This window comes from uncultured Psychroserpens sp., assembly GCF_947492715.1.
GTDB lineage: Bacteria > Bacteroidota > Bacteroidia > Flavobacteriales > Flavobacteriaceae > Psychroserpens.
This window is the reverse complement of the sequence record NZ_CANLNS010000001.1, coordinates 208,310-229,518: the sequence shown is the minus strand read 5'-3', so window position 1 is coordinate 229,518 and position 21,209 is coordinate 208,310. Positions and strand designations below refer to the sequence as shown.

Annotated in this window: 11 protein-coding genes; 10 read left to right on the top strand and 1 reads right to left on the bottom strand. The window is 34.0% G+C overall.

From position 1 onward, the window contains the following. The first annotated feature begins 563 nt into the window (after window positions 1-563). The 7 genes from Q0787_RS01030 (at window position 564) to Q0787_RS01005 (ending at window position 10,088) form a co-directional block, all read left to right on the top strand. Window positions 564-998 (top strand): CUB domain-containing protein, encoded by a 435-nt coding sequence (locus Q0787_RS01030; protein WP_298900335.1) that lies wholly within the window; start codon window positions 564-566, stop codon window positions 996-998. A gap of 532 nt (window positions 999-1,530) precedes the next feature. Next, a complete protein-coding gene (locus Q0787_RS01025) occupies window positions 1,531-6,285 on the top strand; it encodes a gliding motility-associated C-terminal domain-containing protein (RefSeq protein ID WP_298900334.1) in 4,755 nt (1,584 codons plus the stop codon). A 28-nt stretch (window positions 6,286-6,313) separates the two neighbouring features. Next, on the top strand, window positions 6,314-7,237 hold the full coding sequence (locus Q0787_RS01020; protein ID WP_298900333.1) for a type IX secretion system membrane protein PorP/SprF: 924 nt from the start codon (window positions 6,314-6,316) through the stop codon (window positions 7,235-7,237). Window positions 7,238-7,256: 19 nt separating this feature from the next. Beyond that, on the top strand, window positions 7,257-9,170 hold the full coding sequence (locus Q0787_RS01015; RefSeq protein WP_298900332.1) for an OmpA family protein: 1,914 nt from the start codon (window positions 7,257-7,259) through the stop codon (window positions 9,168-9,170). Between the two features lie 27 nt (window positions 9,171-9,197). Continuing rightward, window positions 9,198-9,383 carry a hypothetical protein gene (locus tag Q0787_RS19340; RefSeq protein WP_366915871.1) on the top strand — a complete coding sequence of 62 codons (186 nt, stop codon included), beginning with the start codon at window positions 9,198-9,200 and terminating at the stop codon, window positions 9,381-9,383. Continuing rightward, window positions 9,322-9,465 carry a hypothetical protein gene (locus Q0787_RS01010; protein WP_298900331.1) on the top strand — a complete coding sequence of 48 codons (144 nt, stop codon included), beginning with the start codon at window positions 9,322-9,324 and terminating at the stop codon, window positions 9,463-9,465. The genes Q0787_RS19340 and Q0787_RS01010 overlap by 62 nt, the downstream gene beginning before the upstream one ends. A 119-nt stretch (window positions 9,466-9,584) precedes the next feature. Beyond that, on the top strand, window positions 9,585-10,088 hold the full coding sequence (locus Q0787_RS01005; protein WP_298900330.1) for a hypothetical protein: 504 nt from the start codon (window positions 9,585-9,587) through the stop codon (window positions 10,086-10,088). Between the two features lie 818 nt (window positions 10,089-10,906). Here Q0787_RS01005 and Q0787_RS01000 read toward each other — a convergent pair. Beyond that, window positions 10,907-11,110, bottom strand: coding sequence for a hypothetical protein (locus tag Q0787_RS01000; RefSeq protein WP_298900329.1), 204 nt, complete (start codon window positions 11,108-11,110; stop codon window positions 10,907-10,909). Window positions 11,111-11,195: 85 nt separating this feature from the next. Between Q0787_RS01000 and Q0787_RS00995 the strand changes: the two genes are divergently transcribed. The 3 genes from Q0787_RS00995 to Q0787_RS00985 all read left to right on the top strand — a co-directional run bounded on the left by Q0787_RS00995 (window position 11,196) and on the right by Q0787_RS00985 (window position 21,205). Beyond that, window positions 11,196-12,851, top strand: a complete 1,656-nt coding sequence (locus tag Q0787_RS00995) for a tetratricopeptide repeat protein (RefSeq protein ID WP_298900328.1) — start codon at window positions 11,196-11,198, stop codon at window positions 12,849-12,851. A 990-nt stretch (window positions 12,852-13,841) separates the two neighbouring features. Further along, window positions 13,842-17,258: a hypothetical protein gene (locus tag Q0787_RS00990; RefSeq protein WP_298900327.1), complete on the top strand. Its 3,417-nt coding sequence runs from the start codon at window positions 13,842-13,844 to the stop codon at window positions 17,256-17,258. 11 nt (window positions 17,259-17,269) lie between these two features. After that, window positions 17,270-21,205 carry a DUF6443 domain-containing protein gene (locus Q0787_RS00985; RefSeq protein ID WP_298900325.1) on the top strand — a complete coding sequence of 1,312 codons (3,936 nt, stop codon included), beginning with the start codon at window positions 17,270-17,272 and terminating at the stop codon, window positions 21,203-21,205. Window positions 21,206-21,209: the final 4 nt, after the last annotated feature.

The following is a 21,209-nucleotide window of genomic DNA, read 5'->3' as shown; positions in this document are numbered from 1 at the left end:
CCCCTCATTTTTAGATTTTCATTCTTACAAGTTTAATTTTGTGCTATTGATGATTCTAATGTTAATAGCAATATTACATATAACAGGCTATTTATTATGAGTGGCTAAACAGGTCAAATATTGCTGACTTAGAAATATCTTTCCCTTATATTATGTGTTCTTTATAGATTCTTTTAAAAAGCTAACTATTGATTGAAAAATGGGGTAATCAGTAGTTACTATGGCCTCCTTATTTATTAATAAGGAGGTCTTTCATGAATAAGATGTTGGGTTTAAGATCGTTGATGATCTATAAAGCCTAGATCTTGCATGTTTAACTGCTAAACACACAATTACTTCGCTACTACATATAAGCATTTTACAATGAATTTTCATTGGGAATCATAAAACTTTAAAAAAAGAGAAAGTGGCATGTCATTAAGATAGTGTATGGTCTCTTGTATGCTCGGAAAACCCTTTTGCTACCCTTTTTTATTTGGGAGTTTCTATCAACGCGTATAGCTTAGCCAGTGCTTAGTCTAAAAACTAATCCACTCTAAATAATTAATTAATACAATTTTATTATGAAAAAAATTCTACAATTAGTCGTTTTTACGTTCTCAATTTGGTGTGCTAACGCACAAACAACTGTTAACTGTACGCAGCCACCATTACAATTTGCTCATTGCTATGACAATGAAGATGATACAACCTGGTGGTTTGAATCCTCAGATGGAAGCCCTATAAAATTAACATTTAATTCAGGTGGTATTGAAGCAGACTACGATGAGATATTAATTTATGATGGTGCAGATAATACAGCAACCTTACTATATCAAGGAGATAATGATGGAGATCTTTCTGGTTTAGTGTTTGAATCTACAGGCGATTCATTATTTTTTGAAATAGAAACCGATATTTCTGGAAGCTGTGCTGCTCCAGGACTTAATTGCTGTACTACACCATGGAATATGAAGATGGTAAACGCAGAAGTGCTTGGGTGTATATCCAACGTCTAAATTAAAAACCAACTAAAATCAAACAATTATGGGCTATGCACAACCATTTTGCTACCCCATTTTATTTGGGAGGTTCTAGTGATGCATATACTTTAGCAAGTGTTTAAAAACAAATTAACCCACTCATAGAGGTTTTTAATATCGTAGGTCAAAGGACGTTCTGATTGATAAACCACTAACCACTAAATATGATAGATATAGGCGCGTTAAAACCTGCAATATGTCTAGTAAATATTTACGATAGCACAGTAAAAGTGAAGATTGTTAAACTAGTTAAAGAAATAAAAATGAAGAACTATTTAAAACGTAACAAGCTAGAAATAAGCTACATATTGATTTATGTAATGATGTTGATACTGGTTATAAATAATTTTTAATTATAAAAAAGAAGAAGGTGATCACTGCTGTGATAAGCAATCTTTTTGACAAAGTATTTTATTAGGTGTTTAGCTCTAGGTAAATCAAAAATTTGAATACTTGAAATTTCACCGTCTTAAGTACACATAAATAAGACCAAAACGCTACTATAATTATGAAAAAAATTCTATTATTATTCCTTTTTACATTCTCAACCTGGTGTGCTGATGCACAAACAATTGTAGACTGTACACAACTACCTTTACAATTTAGTCATTGTTACGATGATAATGATAATACATCTTGGTGGTTTGAATCCTCAGACGGAAGCCCAGTAAGACTAACATTTAATGCAGGTGGTATAGAAAGCTGTTGTGATGATATATTAATTTATGATGGAGATGATAATACAGCAAACTTACTTTACCAAGGCAATAATGGTGGTGATCTTTCAGGTTTAGTGGTTGAATCCACAGGAGATTCATTATTTTTTGAAATTGATGCAGATGGTTCCGTAAGCTGTGCCTCGGGTAGTGGCTGTTGTAGTACTGAATGGGACTTCACTGTAGCCTGTGCTACTTGTGTAAGCCCTGAAGCTGCTTATGCTGTTAGACAAGATTGTTTAAACGGCCCACAGTTTTTTGTAGATGTAGATATAACGAGTTTAGGCTCTGCAACATCGCTTACCATTAGCGATAACCAAGCGAGTACAGCACAAACGGCAAGCGCTGTTGGATTGTATAGTTTTGGACCATTTGTAAATAATACGGATGTTATTATAAGTGTAGCCAGTGATGATGATGTTAATTGTGCGTTATCAAGTGGTACATTGACACAAGAGCAATGTGCGTTAAATGTAGTAGACTGCACCCAACCAACATTAGAATTTAATTATTGTTACGATGATAATGATAATACATCTTGGTGGTTTGAATCCTCAGACGGAAGTCCAGTAAGACTAACATTTAATGCAGGTGGTATAGAAAGCTGTTGTGATAATATATTAATTTATGATGGAGATGATAATACAGCAAACTTACTTTACCAAGGCAATAATGGTGGTGATCTTTCAGGTTTAGTGGTTGAATCCACAGGAGATTCATTATTTTTTGAAATTGATGCAGATGGTTCCGTAAGCTGTGCTTCGGGTAGTGGCTGTTGTAGTACTGAATGGGACTTCACTGTAGCCTGTGCTACTTGTGTAAGCCCTGAAGCTGCTTATGCTGTTAGGCAAGATTGTTTAAACGGTCCACAGTTTTTTGTAGATGTAGATATAACGAGTTTAGGCTCTGCAACATCGCTTACCATTAGCGATAACCAAGCGAGTACAGCACAAACGGCAAGCGCTGTTGGATTGTATAGTTTTGGACCATTTGTAAATAATACGGATGTTATTATAAGTGTAGCTAGTGATGATGATGTTAATTGCGTATTAACAAGTGGTACATTGACACAAGAGCAATGTGTGTTAAATGTAGTAGACTGCACCCAACCACCATTAGAATTTAATTATTGTTATGATAATAATGATGATACAACATGGTTGTTTGTATCCTCAGACGGAAGTCCAGTAAGGCTAATATTTAGTACTGGAACTATAGAAAGCTGTTGTGATGATATATTAGTTTATGATGGATCAGATAATACTGCAAACTTAATTTATCAAGGCAATAATGGAGGAGATCTTTCAGGTTTAGAGTTTCAATCCACAGGAGATTCCTTATTTCTAGAAGTAGATAGTGATAGCTCTGTAAGTTGTGCATCTGGCTCTAGAACAGAATGGGATTTTACAGTGTCATGTGCCACATGTGTAAACCCTGAAGCCAATTATGCAGTTAGAAGTGATTGTGCTAACACACCACAGTTTTTTGTAGATGTAGATATAACGAGTTTAGGCTCTGCAACATCGCTTACCATTAGCGATAACCAAGCGAGTACAGCACAAACGGCAAGCGCTGTTGGATTGTATAGTTTTGGACCATTTGTAAATAATACGGATGTTATTATAAGTGTAGCTAGTGATGATGATGTTAACTGTGAATTAACTAGTACAACATTAACACAAGAGTATTGTTTAGATAATATAGTTGATTGTGACGAAGGTCCTGTGAACACAACGTTTTGCTATTTTGATGATATTGATGATGATCCATCAATAGCAACGTTTACATATACAAGTTCAAACGGATTACCGCTTAACTTCGTTATTAATGATGGACAAATGGAAGGCTGTTGTGATGAGTTAGTAATTATCGATTCAGATGGAACAGAATTATACAATCAAAATATAGCAGATCCATCAGGTATTTCTTTTCAATCATCTGGTGATACGATTTCATGGTATATTAATTCAGATGGTTCTGTAAATTGTTCAGAAAATGGTTATACACCTTTTGATGTGACAGTTTCGTGTGCAACGTGTATTAATCCTGCTGCAACTTATCAAGCAGTCGATGATTGCGCTAATGGAGATCAATTTTTAATAGACGTTAACATTACTACATTAGGTGACGCTACATCACTTACAATTTCAAACAATATAGATGCTACCACAGTTCCAGTTACAGCTACTGGCGTGTATCAAATAGGACCATTCCCATTTTTAGAAGATGTTGTGGTTACTATAAGCAATGATCAAGATGTTAATTGTGTAATAAGCAGTAGTGCAATCCAATTATTGGCTTGTCCACCTGAAAATGATAATCCATGTGATGCTACTGTTGCGCTAGTTAATGATGATCAAACCTGTGATTTATTAACAGCAGGATCTTTAATAGAAGCAACAGATTCTGGTATTCCAACAAGCTTTTGTACAGGAAACCCTGATGACGATGTATGGTTCCAATTTACAGCATTAAGTGAAGTTCAGTTAATTTCATTGATAAATATTGCTGGAGGAGGATTCAATATGGATTATGCCTTATATGAAGGAGATTGTGACAATTTAATTGAATTAGAATGTACAAACGATACAGCTAGTGTAACGCCTCTACTTATTGTAGGAAACACATATTATATTAGAGTGTTTTCTGGAGGGAGTAATCCTGAAACAACAACCTTTGATTTATGTATTAAAGAGGCGCCAACAAACATAATTTGTGAAAATGCAGAGAATTTCTGTGCAGAACCAGGTGGAGCTTTAACGACTTCTAATATTGTTGGAATCCCTGATCCAACAGATATTGCGTGTTTATATTCAGCACCAAATCCAACTTGGAATATTATTCAGATTGGCGATCCAGGTTTAATTGAAATTGAAATTTCACAAACAGATGCGAATGACAGTGGATTAGATGTAGATTTCGTGCTTTGGGGGCCTTTTGATTCCTTAGAAAATGCTTGCGGTAACTTAGATTTAGGTTGTCCAAACTCAGGAGGTGATTGCCCTAATAATACCTCAAATCCTAATTTCTATCCATATGGAAATATTGTAGATTGTAGTTATTCTGGATCAGCTATTGAAAACTTAACAATTAATGATGCGCTGTCAGGGGAAATTTATATTCTATTAGTAACGAACTACTCTGATGAAGTTGGAACAATTTCAATTAGTCAAACAAATTCTGGAGGGCCAGATGATGGTAATATCACTGCTGAAATAGAAGTGGATCTAGGTCTAGATCAAACGTTTTGTGGTTTTGAGTCTTACGATATAATTGCAGATTCTCCATTTGCAGATTCGTACGAATGGTATTGTGATGGCTTTATTATTGAAGGAGAAACGTCATCTACCTTAACCGTAACAGAGTCATGTACCTATACTGTTATTGCCTATGATGAGCAGTGTGATGCACAAGCCCAAGATTCGGTGACTATAATTTTTGGAGATGAATCTGTCGCGAATGTGGTTCCAAACATTATAACTTGTGATGATATTTCTGCAGATGGAATTGAAGACTTTGATTTAGATATGCAAACCGCTGGAGTATTAGGCACACAGGATGCTACAGAATTTAATGTAACCTATCATTTAAGTTTAGCAGATGCTCAAGCAAATATAGGTGCACTAGCGTCTCCTTATACTAACATCTCAAACCCTCAAACTATATTTGTGAGAATTGAAGATGCTAATGCCAATTTCTGTTTTGCAACAACAACGTTTGATTTAATCATCTCTGGACCAACACCTGATGCTACTAGTGTTGCAATTGAGGCTTGTGATGATGATACAGATGGCGTTACTTTATTTGATTTAGCTGCACATGATGCCAATGTTTTAAATGGGCAAGATGACACAATCTTTACAGTGAGTTATTATGAAACTGAAGCCGATGCAGAAGCAGGTACTAATGCTATTGATACTTCAGTATTATATAGTAGTGCTTCTCAAACGATTTACGCAAGAGTAGAAAACAACATTGTTTTTGATTGTTATTCTACAACACCATTTGATTTAATTGTAAAACCATTACCTAGTACGTCATTTACGACCGATTTTGAATATGAGGTATGTCCTAATGCCACTGTACCTATTTTAATTACTGCAACTGCTAATAATTATTCTGAATCTGAAGTGTCAATTGCATGGTATCAGGATGGTGGTGTTATTGCAGGAGAAACAGGGTTAACCTTACCAGTGCTTGAGGCAGGGCTTTATGAAATTGAAGTGACCTTCAATGATGCTACAATGTGTTCAAGTATTACCGCTCAAACAATTATTGAGTTGGACAGTTGTGTAATCCCTCAAGGTATTTCTCCTAATGGAGATGGAATGAATGATACTTTTGATTTAAGTAGCTACGATGTAAGTAAGCTTGAAATCTTTAACCGTAATGGGACATTAGTTTACTCTAAAAACAATTATACAAATGAGTGGTACGGACAAACCAATGATGGTGATGAACTGCCTGTAGGGACTTATTTCTACACCATGGAATATGAAGATGGTAAACGCAGAAGTGCTTGGGTGTATATCCAACGTCTAAATTAAAAACCAACTAAAATCAAACAACTAATAGATGAAAAATATATATATCATTATTGTATTACTCATAGCAACACCAGTGTATGGACAACAAGACCCTCAATATACACAATACATGTATAATATGAATGTCATTAACCCAGCATATGCTGGTTCAAAAGAGAATTTGTCTTTTGGGTTATTGTACCGTTCACAATGGGCTGGTATTGATGGCGCTCCAAAGACAGGAACTTTTTTCGTACACTTACCTGTAGGAGGAGATGCATTACCAGTAGGAGAAAGAGTAGGAGTAGGTCTTTCCATTATTTCTGATGAAGTAGGGCCAATTAAAGAAACTAACGTATATGCCGATTTCTCTTATACATTACAATTAGAAGGCGAACATAGACTAGCTTTTGGTCTTAAAGCTGGAGCGACATTCCATGATATTGGATTAGCAGGAATTGATTTAATAGATCCTAACGATCCGTTTTTTCAAAATATAAACACGTCAACACCTAACATTGGCGCAGGTTTTTTCTATTACACAGATAATTATTATTTAGCAGGATCTGTACCAAACATACTTAACTCTGTACACTTAGATGCAGATGGGAATAAATTAGGTTCAGAAGAAGCACATTACTTCTTTACTGGTGGATATGTGTTTCAATTGTCTCCAAACACAAAATTGAAGCCATCGTTTCTGGTGAAGTCTGCATTTAGCGCACCAACATCATTTGATGTTAACCTTAATGCTTTATTCTATGAGAAGTTTGAATTAGGAGCTTCATATAGATTGGATGATTCGTTTTCAGGATTAATAAACTTTTCAATTACACCATCGTTAAGAATTGGATATGCTTACGATAGAGTTAGTTCTGATATTAAAAAGTATGCACCTGCATCGCACGAATTTATGTTATTATTTGATTTAAACTTTCCAAAGAAAGTTTCACGCTCACCAAGATATTTCTAATCAACTAAGCTAAAACATCATGAAAAAATTATTAATACTTTTTACAATAGTAGCATTGAGTAGTTTCAGCTTAATTGCTCAGAATAAAGACACAAAAAAAGCAGATAAACATTTTAATAGATATGAATTTGTTGAAGCTGCTGAAGACTATGCTGAATTAGTTGAAAACGGAAAAGGCAGCCCTTATGTTTATAGCCAATTGGCAGAATCTTATTATAATGTATTTAATACTGTTGAAGCAGAACGCTGGTATGCCAAAGCACTTGAAGGAAATACTAATCCAGAAATGCTTTTTAAATATGCCCAAATGCTCAAAGCAAATGGTAAGTATGAAGAGTCAAACACTCAAATAGCAAATTTTGCTCAAATGCGCCCAAATGATGATAGAGCTATTGCATTCAATAAAAATCCAGATTACTTACCTAAGATTTTAGAAAAAGGAAAAAAATTCAATATTCAAAACTTAGGTTTTAATACGCAGTATTCTGATTTTGGTGGAACACTTCAGGATGGCAAACTTTACATTACGTCTGCAAGAAATACTTCTCGTAAAACTTATGGATGGAATGAAGAACCATTTTTAGATATTTACGAATTGACTAAAAATGATGATGGTACATACCAAGCAGCAGATTTAGCAGGAGGCAAAGTCAATACTAAATATCATGAAGGTATTGTTGCTTTTTCTCCAGATGGAGAAACAATGTATTTTTCTCGTGAAAGTTACTTCGAAAAGGAATACCAAAGAGATTCTATAACAAACTATAGAATAAGTCAACTTCAATTGTTTAAGGCAACAAAATCTAGTGATGGATGGGGAGATGTTGAAGGCTTTCCAATCAATAGTGAGAACTATTCAGTAAAAAACCCATCAGTAAGTACCGATGGTAAAACACTTTATTTTTCTTCTAATATGCCGGGAGGTTTTGGTTTATATGATATTTACAAAGCAAGTATAAATGATGACGGTACTTTGGGAGAACCAACTAACCTAGGACAAAAAGTAAATACTCAAGGTCAAGAAATGTTTCCTTATATCAGTAGTAATAATACATTATACTTCTCTTCAAATGGACATTTAGGACTAGGGAATTTAGACGTATTTTATTCTAAAGTTGTAGATGGTAAAATGGGACCTGTACGTAATATCGGGATTCCAATTAATAGTAATGCAGATGATTTTGCTTTTCATTTAGATGAAGAAAGTGAAGAAGGCTATGTATCCTCAAATAGAGATGGAGGATTAGGAGGTGATGATGTTTATGCTATTAAAAAACTACAACCTTTATGCGATGTACTTATCACAGGAACAGTTACAGATTCTAAAACAGGAAATCCAATAAATGCAGCTTCGGTATCCTTATATGATGATCAAGGTAACTTAGTATTAACTAAAGTAACAGATTCTGATGGTACTGTTGAATTTATTGTTGAATGCGGAAAACAATCAGAATTAGAAGTCGTTATGGATGGTTATGAGAGTCAAAAACTAACAGTGAGTGCTTCTGAAGAAGAAGAGAAAGAGGTTAGTATTATGTTAGACCCAATTGAAGTTATTGTAACACCAGATGAGGTTGTTCTAAACCCAATCTTTTTCGATTATGATAAATCTAATATTACTGCACAAGCCGCTTTTGAATTAGATAAACTAGTTCAAATCATGAATAAATATCCAGAAATGGTAATCAATGCAACGTCGCATACTGATAGTAGAGGGTCTGCATCATACAATGAGAGATTATCTGATAGAAGAGCAAAAACGACGGTTCAATATGTTATTTCTAAAGGCATAGATAAAGCTCGAATTTCAGGCATGGGTAAAGGAGAGAACGAACTCAAAGTTGATTGCGGTTCTAATTGTACAGACGAAGAACACCAAAGTAATAGAAGATCAGAATTTATTATTCTAAGTGGTGGGCCACAAGTTCAATAACAAATTAATTTTAAAATATTTCAAACAATGATTGATAATAGCGTTAAAAAGTATCAACTGATTTCATTCTGTAAAAAGAATGGATTAAGAATAGATGGAAAAAAAGAATCACTATTGAATAGGGTAAATGTTTTTTTGGAAACTGGCATTATTGAACAATCTAGTAGCTCTAAAAGAAGAACTATTTCGAAAAACATTTATTATTATAAGTGAATTTGAACCTGTTGTATATCTAGTTAGTATTTATGATAACTCAGTAGGACAGGTGGAGATCCTTCAACAATTAGAAGAATAACCATAATGTCTATAAATGATCTAGATAATAGGATTGAACACAACAGATGAAAATTTCTAATTAATTTAAATCTTTTTAATAATGAAAGTCAAATTTTTATTGCATCAAAATTTGATGATATGATTATATCATTCTCTTGCACCAATATAATGGAAAACTACAGTTTTTCTTTAATACAGAATAGTCTTGATTGCTATACCATTACAGCTGTATCAGAGTTTGGTTCTGAGAGCGTTCAGCCTGCTATCGATTCTTATGGTTTTATACTGATTTTACCCGATTTTTTCTCTATTTCAGTTAATGAAGTGTTTCCAGTTGGAAGAACTGAGCCAATTTGCGCAGTATCAGGAGATATTCTAAGTAGTATTGATACCACCAAATTGTCTGATAAGTTCTTATTTTTTGTTAACGTTAATGTATTGGGAAACACGATAAATGCTCAAAGTAGAGACGCAGCAATTCCTTTAATGACTATAACGGTTAATGGTAGCCTATCAAAGGGCGAAATTAAGATATTGGATAACAACTCCGCCTTGGTGAGTTCGCCATTTTTTGAAGAGGCTATAGACGCCTTTTTTCAGGTGAACATTACAGATAATAGAAAATGTGAATTTTATCGATAAGTTTCACAGAATCAAAAGCACATTAGTTTATCGTTTTGAGACACCTTGTTTAGAAAGGTTTTTAAGGAAGTTAAACTTAAGGATATTGTAGTATATCCTAATTAATCCAACCTTAGGCTGTTTCAAAACGGGAGATATACAAGTAAATCAATCATAGAACTCTATAATCTTAAAGGGAGATTGATAATTAAATAAGAAGTCGGTGACACAAATTCTACCATTGATATATCACATTTAGAACCGGCAATATATTGAGTACGAATCACCAATTCGAAGGGTAATAGCGTGAAGAAGTTGGTAAAACATGAAATCACAGTCTTTAATACAGGTTTATCATGAATTCTAAAGCAAGATTTATGACCTGTTAAACTCATTAAACACTGGAGATTTAAGAGAGCACAACCGTTTTGCTACCCCATTTTGTTTGGGAATTCCTCTTGATGCGCTTAGTTTAGCTACTGATGAAACTATGAAAATGATCCCTAATAAAAAGCACATACAAACCTTTTGTGTCTAAATCTGAAAGATGAACACAAGAGTATATGTCATACGAAATCGAATTACTCAAAGCCATACATTTTGTTGTGTTTTTTTTGTAATTGTAGTGTAAATGACCTTTGCGCAAAGCGATTTTAGAATATTTACCTACGTCTTCACCTAATGGAGATTGGTTAATAGCAGATGCTTCAGCTTTCACAAATGTGGGAGCTGATAGCATCGTAGGTTGGGCTTAGAGAGTCAAAGGACAATAGCAATACTGCTTTAGCTAGAGCTAGTAAATCTGGCTTATTACAAGACGATGATGTCGTGGTAGATGGTTACTTAAGCGTAACTGATTTGACTGTTGCATTAAACCCAAGAGTGTACTTATAAGGAGTTTCAATACTCCAAAATACAGGTAAAGAAACTTTAGTGAGAGATGATCTCAGGATATTAGAGAATTTACCTTTTGTTTCTCCTTGCGGAGATTGATTAGTAGCAGATGCTTCAGCTTTCACAAATGTGGAAGCTGATGTCATCATCTTAGATTGGGTTTGAGAAATAAAACCCGCGAGAAGAGAATCTGGAAATTTTAAAACGTTAGAAAAGAAGAGTAATATATAAAAAATGAAATTCCCTTTATTAATTACATTTACTTTATTGATCAATATAGGTTACAGTCAAACACAAGACAGTATATCCAACACGATTTTGCAAAAAATAAGAACAGCTCAAAGTGATTCTGTGAGAATTGATCTCGAAATACAACTTGCATACCGGACATGTTTATTTGATGTTGATACAACGCGAACAATTGTCAATAATGTTTTGGAAACCATAAAACAAAAGGGCTATCAAACTTATTATTACAAACAACAAAAAGCAGATGCACTAAATTTTCTTGGGATGTTTGATCAAGAACAAGGTCATAGAGATAAAGCGTTATCGAACTATTTAAAAGCATTAGATATTTGCGAAACCATTCAGGATTCGACAGGTGTTGGGTTAACGTTAAACAATCTAGGAAAGTTTTACATAGCTAATAAGGACTATACCAAATCCAAGCATTATTTTAGAAAGGCAATTGCCATAAGGGAAATATTAAAAGATGAAAACTTTTTAGCAATATCATATCAAATGTTAGCAAATGCGTTCTATTATGATAAACAAAATGATTCTGCGCTTATCTATACTAACAAAGTTAAAGCGATTCCAATGCTCTCTAAACCTCTAATAGTTGCTGCTAATGATACTAAGGCGGCTATTTATTATAGTACTGGAGAACTTGATAAAGCTATAAAGATTTATAAAGAAAACATAGCTATTTATAAAGCTGTTAATCATCTAAGATCGTTAAGTACTATTCATACAAACGTAGCCGCTTTGTATGTTGCTCTAAACAATTATCAAGAAGCGTTACCTCATTTGGATAGCGCTATTTTTAATGCTAAGAAAGTAAAGGATATTGGTCTTTTGGCTGACCAGTATCGTAAAAGAAGTACCCTCTATAGTAAACAAAAAAAATATGCTGAAGCATTAGAGGACTATAAAATTTACAAGACCTATTTTGACTCGATATATGACACAGAAAAGGCAAAACGGGTTACCGCTTTGGAGCTTAACTATAAATTCGAAAAAGAAAAACTTGCGGATGAATTAGTGCTACAAAGTGAAACTTCAAAAAGACGACTGTACTTACTATTATTTATACTAACCGTTTTTTTTGGGGCAATCGTTTTATTGCATTATAGAGAGAATATCAAAAATCGATTGAGTATTTCAAAAAGCAAATTAGAAAAGGAACAATTAGAGAAGTTAAAATCAGAATTGGTATTAGTCACTAGAGAAAAGGAGTTGAAAAGAGCCGTTGTAGAAAATTCATTACGACAGGATGTACTTCATAAAACTTTAGAAAGTGTTAAGAATATCATTGGTTTAGAAAATCAAGAAAAACGTAATTATGCCTTGCAGACTTTATGGGCAACATTGCTTTCTGAAAAATCAAGCAAAACGACCTCTCAAAGTCTACAGCTATACTTAGATAAAGTGAATATGGACTTTAAAATTATATTGAACACGAAATTCCCCAAATTAAATGAAAAAGAAAAAGCAATTCTTAGTTTTATGACTTTGGGTTTGAATACTAATCAAATCAGCGAGCTCCAAAACACTACTGTTTCTGCAATCAAATCCATTCGTCATAGAATCCGAAAGAAGTTAGGTTTAGATTCCAGTGACGACATTATTGAATTCATTAAAAGCACAAATGAAATTAATACATAAACCTGTGTAAAGAATAATAACCCAAAAAGCAATTGTTGTAGGTTAAGGCAGTTGTTCCAACACCTCCTTTTTATAAGCGGAGAGGAGGTGTTTTATATTACTTTGAATTAAAAACATTCATATGCGCAATATTGAAAAGAAACGTTTAAGAGTAGTCATACTAATTATAGTGATTTATGGGTCCATCTTATTAGGATTGTATATGGTCAATTAGTACTCACTCTATATCTTAGGTCTCGTTTTATTTTTAAATACTTATAAGGTATTTAGGTGCCAGGTTCAATATGTTTCATTAAGCTTCAATAAGTTTTTAAACATAGATTCTAAATGTAATTACACATAGGGTAGTAATTTCAAAACTAGGGAAATATGTTATTTTGACAGCGATTGGAACATTTATAATATTAATCCCTAAAGAAGCTTAGGTTTCTTCTCCACCTGACTCTAGACGAAATCCTTTTGATTAATAGGAAACAGGAATTAATAATAAGAAAAAGCAGCTATTTGAGATTTAAAGAGGCAAAAATTGTAGTTTGGTAAGAGCCTCTTTTTGTATCAGTAAAGAAGTTTTTTAATTCTTTTAGTTGAGTGATATTACTCTGCTTGAGTAATTTAATATATGTAGTTGGTAAAAATAAAAACCAATGATAAAAGATTCATTAATTTATTTGAACCTTTAGATCATCAATAAGCTTTTAAACAGATTAACTGATTGGTTCGAGAATAGGTCAATGTAGTGTACAGATGAAAAGCCGAAACGAAAGTTTCGGCTTTTTTGTTTTCAAAAGTGTTGGAAGTTTGCTTCTCAAATGATATAAATCATTGAAATTTAAAGCAAAAACCTTTAACATTTAAAGCAAAACCCCCAATCGAAGTCCTTTTTTAGTCACTAGATTTAATGACCATAAAATAGTTAACAAATTCAGTTACAGTCTTTTCTCAAATCAGGCTATTGATTTTGTTTTTAAGTAACCATTAAATCTAATTTCGATGAAAAATTTTGTAGCTCCCGCTTTAACCGTTCTAACGGTTATGATGTCCATGATGATGTTTGGACAAGAACTCCCAGAAGTCATTCCACCTTCTCCCACTGTAGCTAATTTGATGCAGTTTGAAGAAGTACCTGTAAGTTATTACACAGGGCAACCCAATATTTCAATTCCAATCTATTCTAAAGTATTGGCTGGTGATTTAGGGATGAATATGTCTTTAAATTACAATACCCAAGGGGTTCAAATAAATAATAGATCGGGTTGGACAGGAACCAGTTGGTCCCTTATGGCTGGAGGTTCGGTTTCTAGAACCGTAAGAGGAATTCCAGATGAGAGTACACCCAATGATAAGAAAGGCGCGCTTCATCTCCCCGAATTTTGGAATTATGATAATCTTTCCATTGAAGATAAAAAGCGATTTAATTGGAATTCTGTTGGTAGTAGTACCAATAAGAATGATACTGATGTAGATTTGTATCAGTTCAGTTTTTTAAACTATTCTGGAAGATTTGTTATTGTTATGGAAGGCGGAATTCCAACTCCTAAACTAATTTCAAAGAATGAGAATTTCGATATTACCTTTAGTTATAATACAAACTATGTCATAAGCGGATTTACAATAACAGATACTAAAGGGTATCAATATATTTTTAATCAGGTTGAAACATCCACAACAAGTCCCTTTGTAGGTTCAACACCTCAAGGCGGTGTTATTAGTGTACCTGCTTCAGGAGCGAGTTCAGATTATACGGTTAATACGGCATGGCACTTAACATCTATAAAGAGTAGTAATAATATGGTCTTGGCTACATTAACTTATAGTACCGAGTTAGAGAATTATGTGGCTTCGGTATCTCGAACGTATAATGATATTATAGCGATTCAGGGTAATATTAACAATATGCTTCAAAACCCCTATAATGTTGGAGTTTTAAAACCAGAGAATATAATCTCCTATATAAATGTTACTACACCTACACAAAAACTAGCGTCTATAGAGTTTAGAGATTTAACCAAAGTTTATTTTGATGTTAAACCCAATGATTCACATCCAGAAACAGGCGGAGCCAAATTAGAGAATATTAGAATAGAAGCACCAGATGGCTCTGAATATAAGCGCTATACTTTAGAATATGATACAACAACCGATTTTTTAACAACACCAATATCTCATAGGCTTTGGTTATTGAAAGTTACCGAGAAAGCTGGAACCATAAGTCATGATTATAATTTAAGTTATTACAATAGAGCGAGTTTGCCTGGTTTTGATTCTTACAAAAGTGGTCCTTGGGGCTACTATAGTGGAATAGGCTCTACGACCTTGGCCTGTGGAGGGCCTCAAACTTTTGATGATGATCAAATTAAAACAGGATTGCTAACTGCTATAGAATATCCAACAGGAGGCGTTAAAAGGTTTGATTTTGAACACAATACCTATGCTTTCTATGGTGATCAGTCAATGGGTTATGATGATTATATGAAAAACCCAAGAAATTCGTCGAGTGATAATGACCTGCCATTAGCCTTTAGTTATAACCATCCTAGTCAATCAAGTACACTACCAATTACGGTTAATACCGTTACTTTAGGTTTTGAACAAGATATTTATATTTCTTCGCATCTGGTAAATGGAACTACGGCTACTGCAAGTCAATTGTCAAATTATAGATTAGAACTGGTTAAAAATGGAACGAGTTATAGCGGGCTTATCGAATTAGGAGATGTTTGTCGTATTGTAAAGAATGTGCCTGCTGGTGTTTACCAATTAAAGTTTAGATATGGAGGATCTGGCGGTGTTATATTAAATGAGATTTTTGATATCTATGGGACAACAAGTATAGACTATGTAGTTGCAGATCTTAATCCAGATCAGGAAATGATAGGAGGAGGTGTTAGAATAAAGGAAATTACTTTTAATGATAACCCTACGACACTTAGTTCGGAAAAGAGAATCACTTATAGTTATAATCAGCCAGGAACAGGAGGCTTAGGCGCTGTTTTACCTTCATCTGGCGTGATTGATGCAAAGGAAGATATCTTGGAACGTAGCTATGTTCACAATACTAAAAAATATTTATTTGGTACAGAATATAATAGTCCAACATCATTTACAGACAAAACAGTAACCTATCAAGTTATTGAAAAGGGCGTCAATGTAGAATTGTCTCAAGGGTCATATGTTGGCTATCGTAATGTTAAAGTATCTGAAACGAATAATGGTTATACACGATATAGTTTTACATCAGCTTACGATTTTCCATCAGGAGCCTCAACTTTTTATCTACCACATGCAGCTCCAAAAGAGAACCTAGATTATAAGAGAGGGCTACTCTTGGAGCAGGAAGTATATGACAAGGATCATAGAATATTGAAACGCATTCGAAATCACGATGACCAAGGAAATCACTATTATGATTTTGACCAAACTCCAGTATTTACTTCAAGGTATATATTTAAAGGTGATTTCTGTGAATACATGCAATTCTATGACACTTATGAGTCGTTTAGAGATACGCAACCCAAGCCAGAATTAGTACCAAATTGTTCTAACGGAAAATGCCTCTTGTATTTTCAAAACTGTGGAGGTGGAATAAGTCAATTACCTACTGTTTTTGAATCGGGATGGGTTAAGTTATTACAGACAGATACTACCAATTATTTTTACGATTCTAATGGCAATCAATCTTCAGTTAAAACGATTAAGCATTTAAATTATAACGACGAAAACCTTCAATTAAGTGAGCAGCGTGTTGTAGGGATAATTAACGGAGTTTCTGAAGAATTAAAGACTAAATATTACTATCCAGTTGGGGATACGGCTCCAGACTATAATGATCAGGCTATGCTAACACGTCTCGAGGACCTTAATAAGATTAACGAGGTTGTTGCCGTAGAAAGTTTTAAAGACAATTTAAAACTGTCCCAAACCAATACCTATTATAAAGAATTTGAGAGTGATTTAGTGCTTCCAGAAATAATTAAAGTGTCAAAAGGCACAGGAGCCTTTACCTCACGTATAGAGTTCAATACCTATGATTCTTTTGGGAATCCTTTAGAGGTAAATAAAACGGAAGGTGTACCTATAAGCTACATTTGGGGATACCACAACACATTTCCGGTAGCAAAACTTGTAGGTGTATCCGTTTCAGAGATAGAAACCCTTTTAGGTAATAATTTTGATGCAGGAGCAGATGCTTTAACCACTCAGCAGATTACAGATTTACGATCCAATTTTCCAAGTGCTCAAATTTCAGTTTATGAATACGATCCAATGATAGGTATAACAAAAATGACCGATGCTAGAGAATATTTGATGACCTATTATTATGATGATTATGGTCGATTAGATCATGTCAAAGATAAAGATGGAAATATCCTTACTAAGAACGAATACAATTACAAGAACCAATACTAATACAAAACACAATGAAAACATCACTAATTACATTAGCATTTACTTTAGTGTCATCTTTAGTATTGGCACAGACAGCATCAGAGAATTATGTAAAATCTACCTCTTATAGAGTAGAGACGACAGATGGTATATTTAAAAAAGCAAGTATAATTCCTTTAACAGATGATGATAAGATAGAAACGATATCTTATTTTGACGGATTAGGTAGGGTAAAACAAACCATTGCAAAGCAGGCAGGCGGTAATAAGGAGCATATAGTTACGCCAGTTGTTTATGACCATATTGGAAGGCAAGAAAAGAATTATTTACCCACCATAACAATGTTAACGGGATCTAATGCTCTTAATTTTCTGGATCAGACTAACCTTATTTTAAATCAAGAGAACTATTATAAGTCAAAATATACAGAGGAGAACTGGGCAACGTTATCAGATGTAAATGCGTATTCTCAAAAGCGATTTGAGCAGTCGCCATTAAACAGAGTAATGGAGCAAGGAGCTCCAGGAGCTGATTGGCGTGTAGATACAGGAGCTGATACCGATCATACGATAAAATTTAATTATCAAACCAATTCGAACCGTGTAGAGTTTTTTAAGGTTAATTTTCCAACGTTAGATACAGAACAGCCACAGTTATATTATGCTGGTGAGTATCAAGCTCATGAACTTTATAAAATGGTAACAAAGGATGAAAATTGGCAGCCTAACCAAACCTATCCTAAAGCCCATACAACAGAAGAGTTTACTAATACTAAAGGGCAAGTTATTTTAAAACGCACCTATGATTCTAAGGCAATAGCTCATAATACTCATTATGTATATGACGACTTTGGAAACCTAACTTATGTGTTAACACCTAAAGGGATAGACCTTTTATTAAAATCTACGTCTTATAAGTCGTTTACCGATTTGGCTAAATATGATGTTTTTATTCCAACAGATAAATTTGGAAAACCAATAACTGGTGGCGATGGAACAGTAGAGGTTACCGTTAATGCCATGAGTAATACGATAAAAGTAGCTTTCGATATTAGATTTAACACCGCTATCGACCTAAAAAATGGAGCGATTTTTAAACTCTCGGAAACCATTCCTAACATGATTATAGGTACCATAGCTAATGGGAGTTATACGGTTTCTATTCAAGATGGATTTTTATTTGTAGCTGGTAGCGGAAATGTAACTAGTGTAGAAGAGTCTATCGATGCGATTCTTCCTAGTAATATTATAAGTCTAACGATACTTGATGACTTATGTTATCAATACCATTATGATGACAAAAACAGGTTAATAGAGAAGAAAATTCCTCAGAAAGGATGGGAATATATAATATATGATAAACTAGACAGACCCATTTTAACTCAAGATGCCTATTTACGTAATCAGAACCCAAAGTTGTGGCTATTTACGAGGTATGACAAATTTGATCGTGTAGCTTATACCGGAACTTATAGCAGTACGGCAACCCGAAAGAGTTTACAAAATACAAGTAATAATCAGCAAGCCTATGATCAATCGGTGAATTCAATAGGGAGTCCAATAACTGTTGATGGTACTGCTATTTATTACTCAAATGATGTGTTCCCAGTATCACCAAGTTTAGTGTTGCATACTGTAAACTATTACGACGGTTATAATTCTAGCTTAACAAACGCCTTTTCAAATCCTAGTTCGGTATTTTCACAAACTATAACCAATAATACAATTGGGCTTGCAACAGGTAGTTTGGTGAGAGTATTAGGTACCAGTGATTGGATAACATCGGTTAGTTATTATGACGACAAGGGGCAGCCTGTATTTGCAGGTAGTGAAAATGCTTATTTAAATACGACAGATAGTTCTAAGTCTGAAATTGATTTTAGTGGCGTCCCAACAAAAATTGAAGTTTATCATAAAAAGGGCTCCAATGCAGCTATTATAGCGACAGATAGATATACTTATGATCATGCCAACAGAATGAAAACTCAGAAGCACCAAATTACTGGAGAAGCAGAGCAACTCATTGTTAAAAATACGTACGACGAGCTAGGGCAATTAGAAGAAAAGGCAGTTGGAAACACAGAAGCGTCTCCGTTGCAGCATGTAGATTATACATATAATATAAGAGGTTGGCTCACACATATCAATGATCCTGTTGCCATAGGAAACGATCTATTTGCCTTTAAAATTAATTACAATACAACTGAGCTTAATCAAGGAAATGCCCAGCTCTTTAATGGAAATATTAGCGAAACCCTATGGAAAACAGCTAACGATGCGGCAGGCACAAGTAGAGGCTATGCTTATGAGTATGATGCATTAAATAGAATAGAATCTGCCGGGATGGCCATAAATACAGGTTCAGGATACGCTCAGGCTAATGGGTATCACCTTTCTGGGCTTAAATATGATAAGAATGGCAATATTATGAGCTTAAAACGAACTGGGCAAACAGCTGTCTTTGACGATCTTATTTATACCTATAGTGGAAACCAACTTACTAAAGTTAAAGATTTGGTATCCAATCAACAAAATGAAGGTTTTATAGATGGAAATTCCACAGGGAATGACTATATTTATGATGATAATGGTAACATGATTGAAGATAAAAACAAAGATATAAGCCTTATAGTCTATAATCATTTGAATCTACCTACTAACATATATGTCGCTGGAACTCAAAGCGGCGTTATACATTATGTGTACGATGCCACTGGCGTGAAATTATCTAAGCAAGTAGTTGATGCTTCTAACGGAACTACCACTACTGTTTATGCAGGTAATTATATTTATGAGCAGGTTGGCTCAAACGAGGAGTTAAAGTTCTTTTCTCATCCTGAAGGTTATATAGAACCTTATGGTTCTGGAGAAGGGAGTGGGTATAATTATATATTTCAATACAAAGACCACTTAGGTAATATTAGACTGTCTTACACAGATAGTAACAGTAACGGTAGTGTTAATGCTTCTGAGGTTTTAGAAGAAAACAACTATTATCCTTTTGGACTTAAACATAAAGGGTATAATAATGTGGTCACTTCTACCAATCCAGCGCTTAAGAAAACTTATAATGGAAAGGAACTTCAAGATGAGCTTGGATTAGATTGGTATGATTATGGTGCTAGAAATTATGATGCTAGTTTGGGAAGGTTTATGAATATTGATAGGTTTTCTGAAAAATATGAGCATATGACTCCTTATCAATACACTTTTAACAACCCTATTCGATTTATTGATGTAAATGGTGATTATGTGTTTGTTGGTATTATGGATGATAATGGGGATCAAGTTAATTCTGTATTATACGAAAACGGAAAAGCCTATAATTATACGAAAGATAAAAATGGTAATATCACAAAAGGAGATTTGTTTGATGGGGATGTTGATTTTGTTGATAAGGCAGTAAATACTTTAAGTAAATTAGAAGGTAGTGGTAAAACAGGAAGTGACTTAGTAAGATATTTTTCAGGAAGTAAATACAATGTAACTATACAAAAAGGCAAAAAAAATCAAGAAACAAATGAGATAGTTTCATTAAATCTTAATGACAAAACGCTAACACCAACTGCTGAGGGAGTGATAGGTTCAGATTTTTATATTTCATTGGGTCATGAATTGGCACATAGACGAGATAAAAACACAAGGGGATATCAAGCAACTAATAGTTTATGGTATATGGATGGTAGTGATAAAATTACTGATTCTGAAATTTATGCTACTCATATTGAAAATATGATTAGAGCAGAAAGTGGTATTCCTTTAAGAACTCATTATGGAGTTGGTGCTGATATTATTAATGGTGAGTTAACTCTTTACGGAGATGAGAAATCTAGAATTATAGATTTAAAAGGAAATAGTCGTTATTATGGTTCCGATGGAAATAGGGTTTCTCCAAACCCAGGTATATCAAAAGATGTTTATGGTGGAGAAATATATAAGAATAGATTAAATTATAATAAAAAGGAATGATTTT

Bases quoted from the DNA above. Each gene is read 5' to 3' on its own strand.
- Q0787_RS01030 (WP_298900335.1), top strand. From the start codon at position 564: ATGAAAAAAATTCTACAATTAGTCGTTTTTACGTTCTCAATTTGGTGT.
- Q0787_RS01025 (WP_298900334.1), top strand. From the start codon at position 1,531: ATGAAAAAAATTCTATTATTATTCCTTTTTACATTCTCAACCTGGTGT.
- Q0787_RS01020 (WP_298900333.1), top strand. From the start codon at position 6,314: ATGAAAAATATATATATCATTATTGTATTACTCATAGCAACACCAGTG.
- Q0787_RS01015 (WP_298900332.1), top strand. From the start codon at position 7,257: ATGAAAAAATTATTAATACTTTTTACAATAGTAGCATTGAGTAGTTTC.
- Q0787_RS19340 (WP_366915871.1), top strand. From the start codon at position 9,198: ATGATTGATAATAGCGTTAAAAAGTATCAACTGATTTCATTCTGTAAA.
- Q0787_RS01005 (WP_298900330.1), top strand. From the start codon at position 9,585: ATGATTATATCATTCTCTTGCACCAATATAATGGAAAACTACAGTTTT.
- Q0787_RS01000 (WP_298900329.1), bottom strand. From the start codon at position 11,110: ATGATGACATCAGCTTCCACATTTGTGAAAGCTGAAGCATCTGCTACT.
- Q0787_RS00995 (WP_298900328.1), top strand. From the start codon at position 11,196: ATGAAATTCCCTTTATTAATTACATTTACTTTATTGATCAATATAGGT.
- Q0787_RS00990 (WP_298900327.1), top strand. From the start codon at position 13,842: ATGAAAAATTTTGTAGCTCCCGCTTTAACCGTTCTAACGGTTATGATG.
- Q0787_RS00985 (WP_298900325.1), top strand. From the start codon at position 17,270: ATGAAAACATCACTAATTACATTAGCATTTACTTTAGTGTCATCTTTA.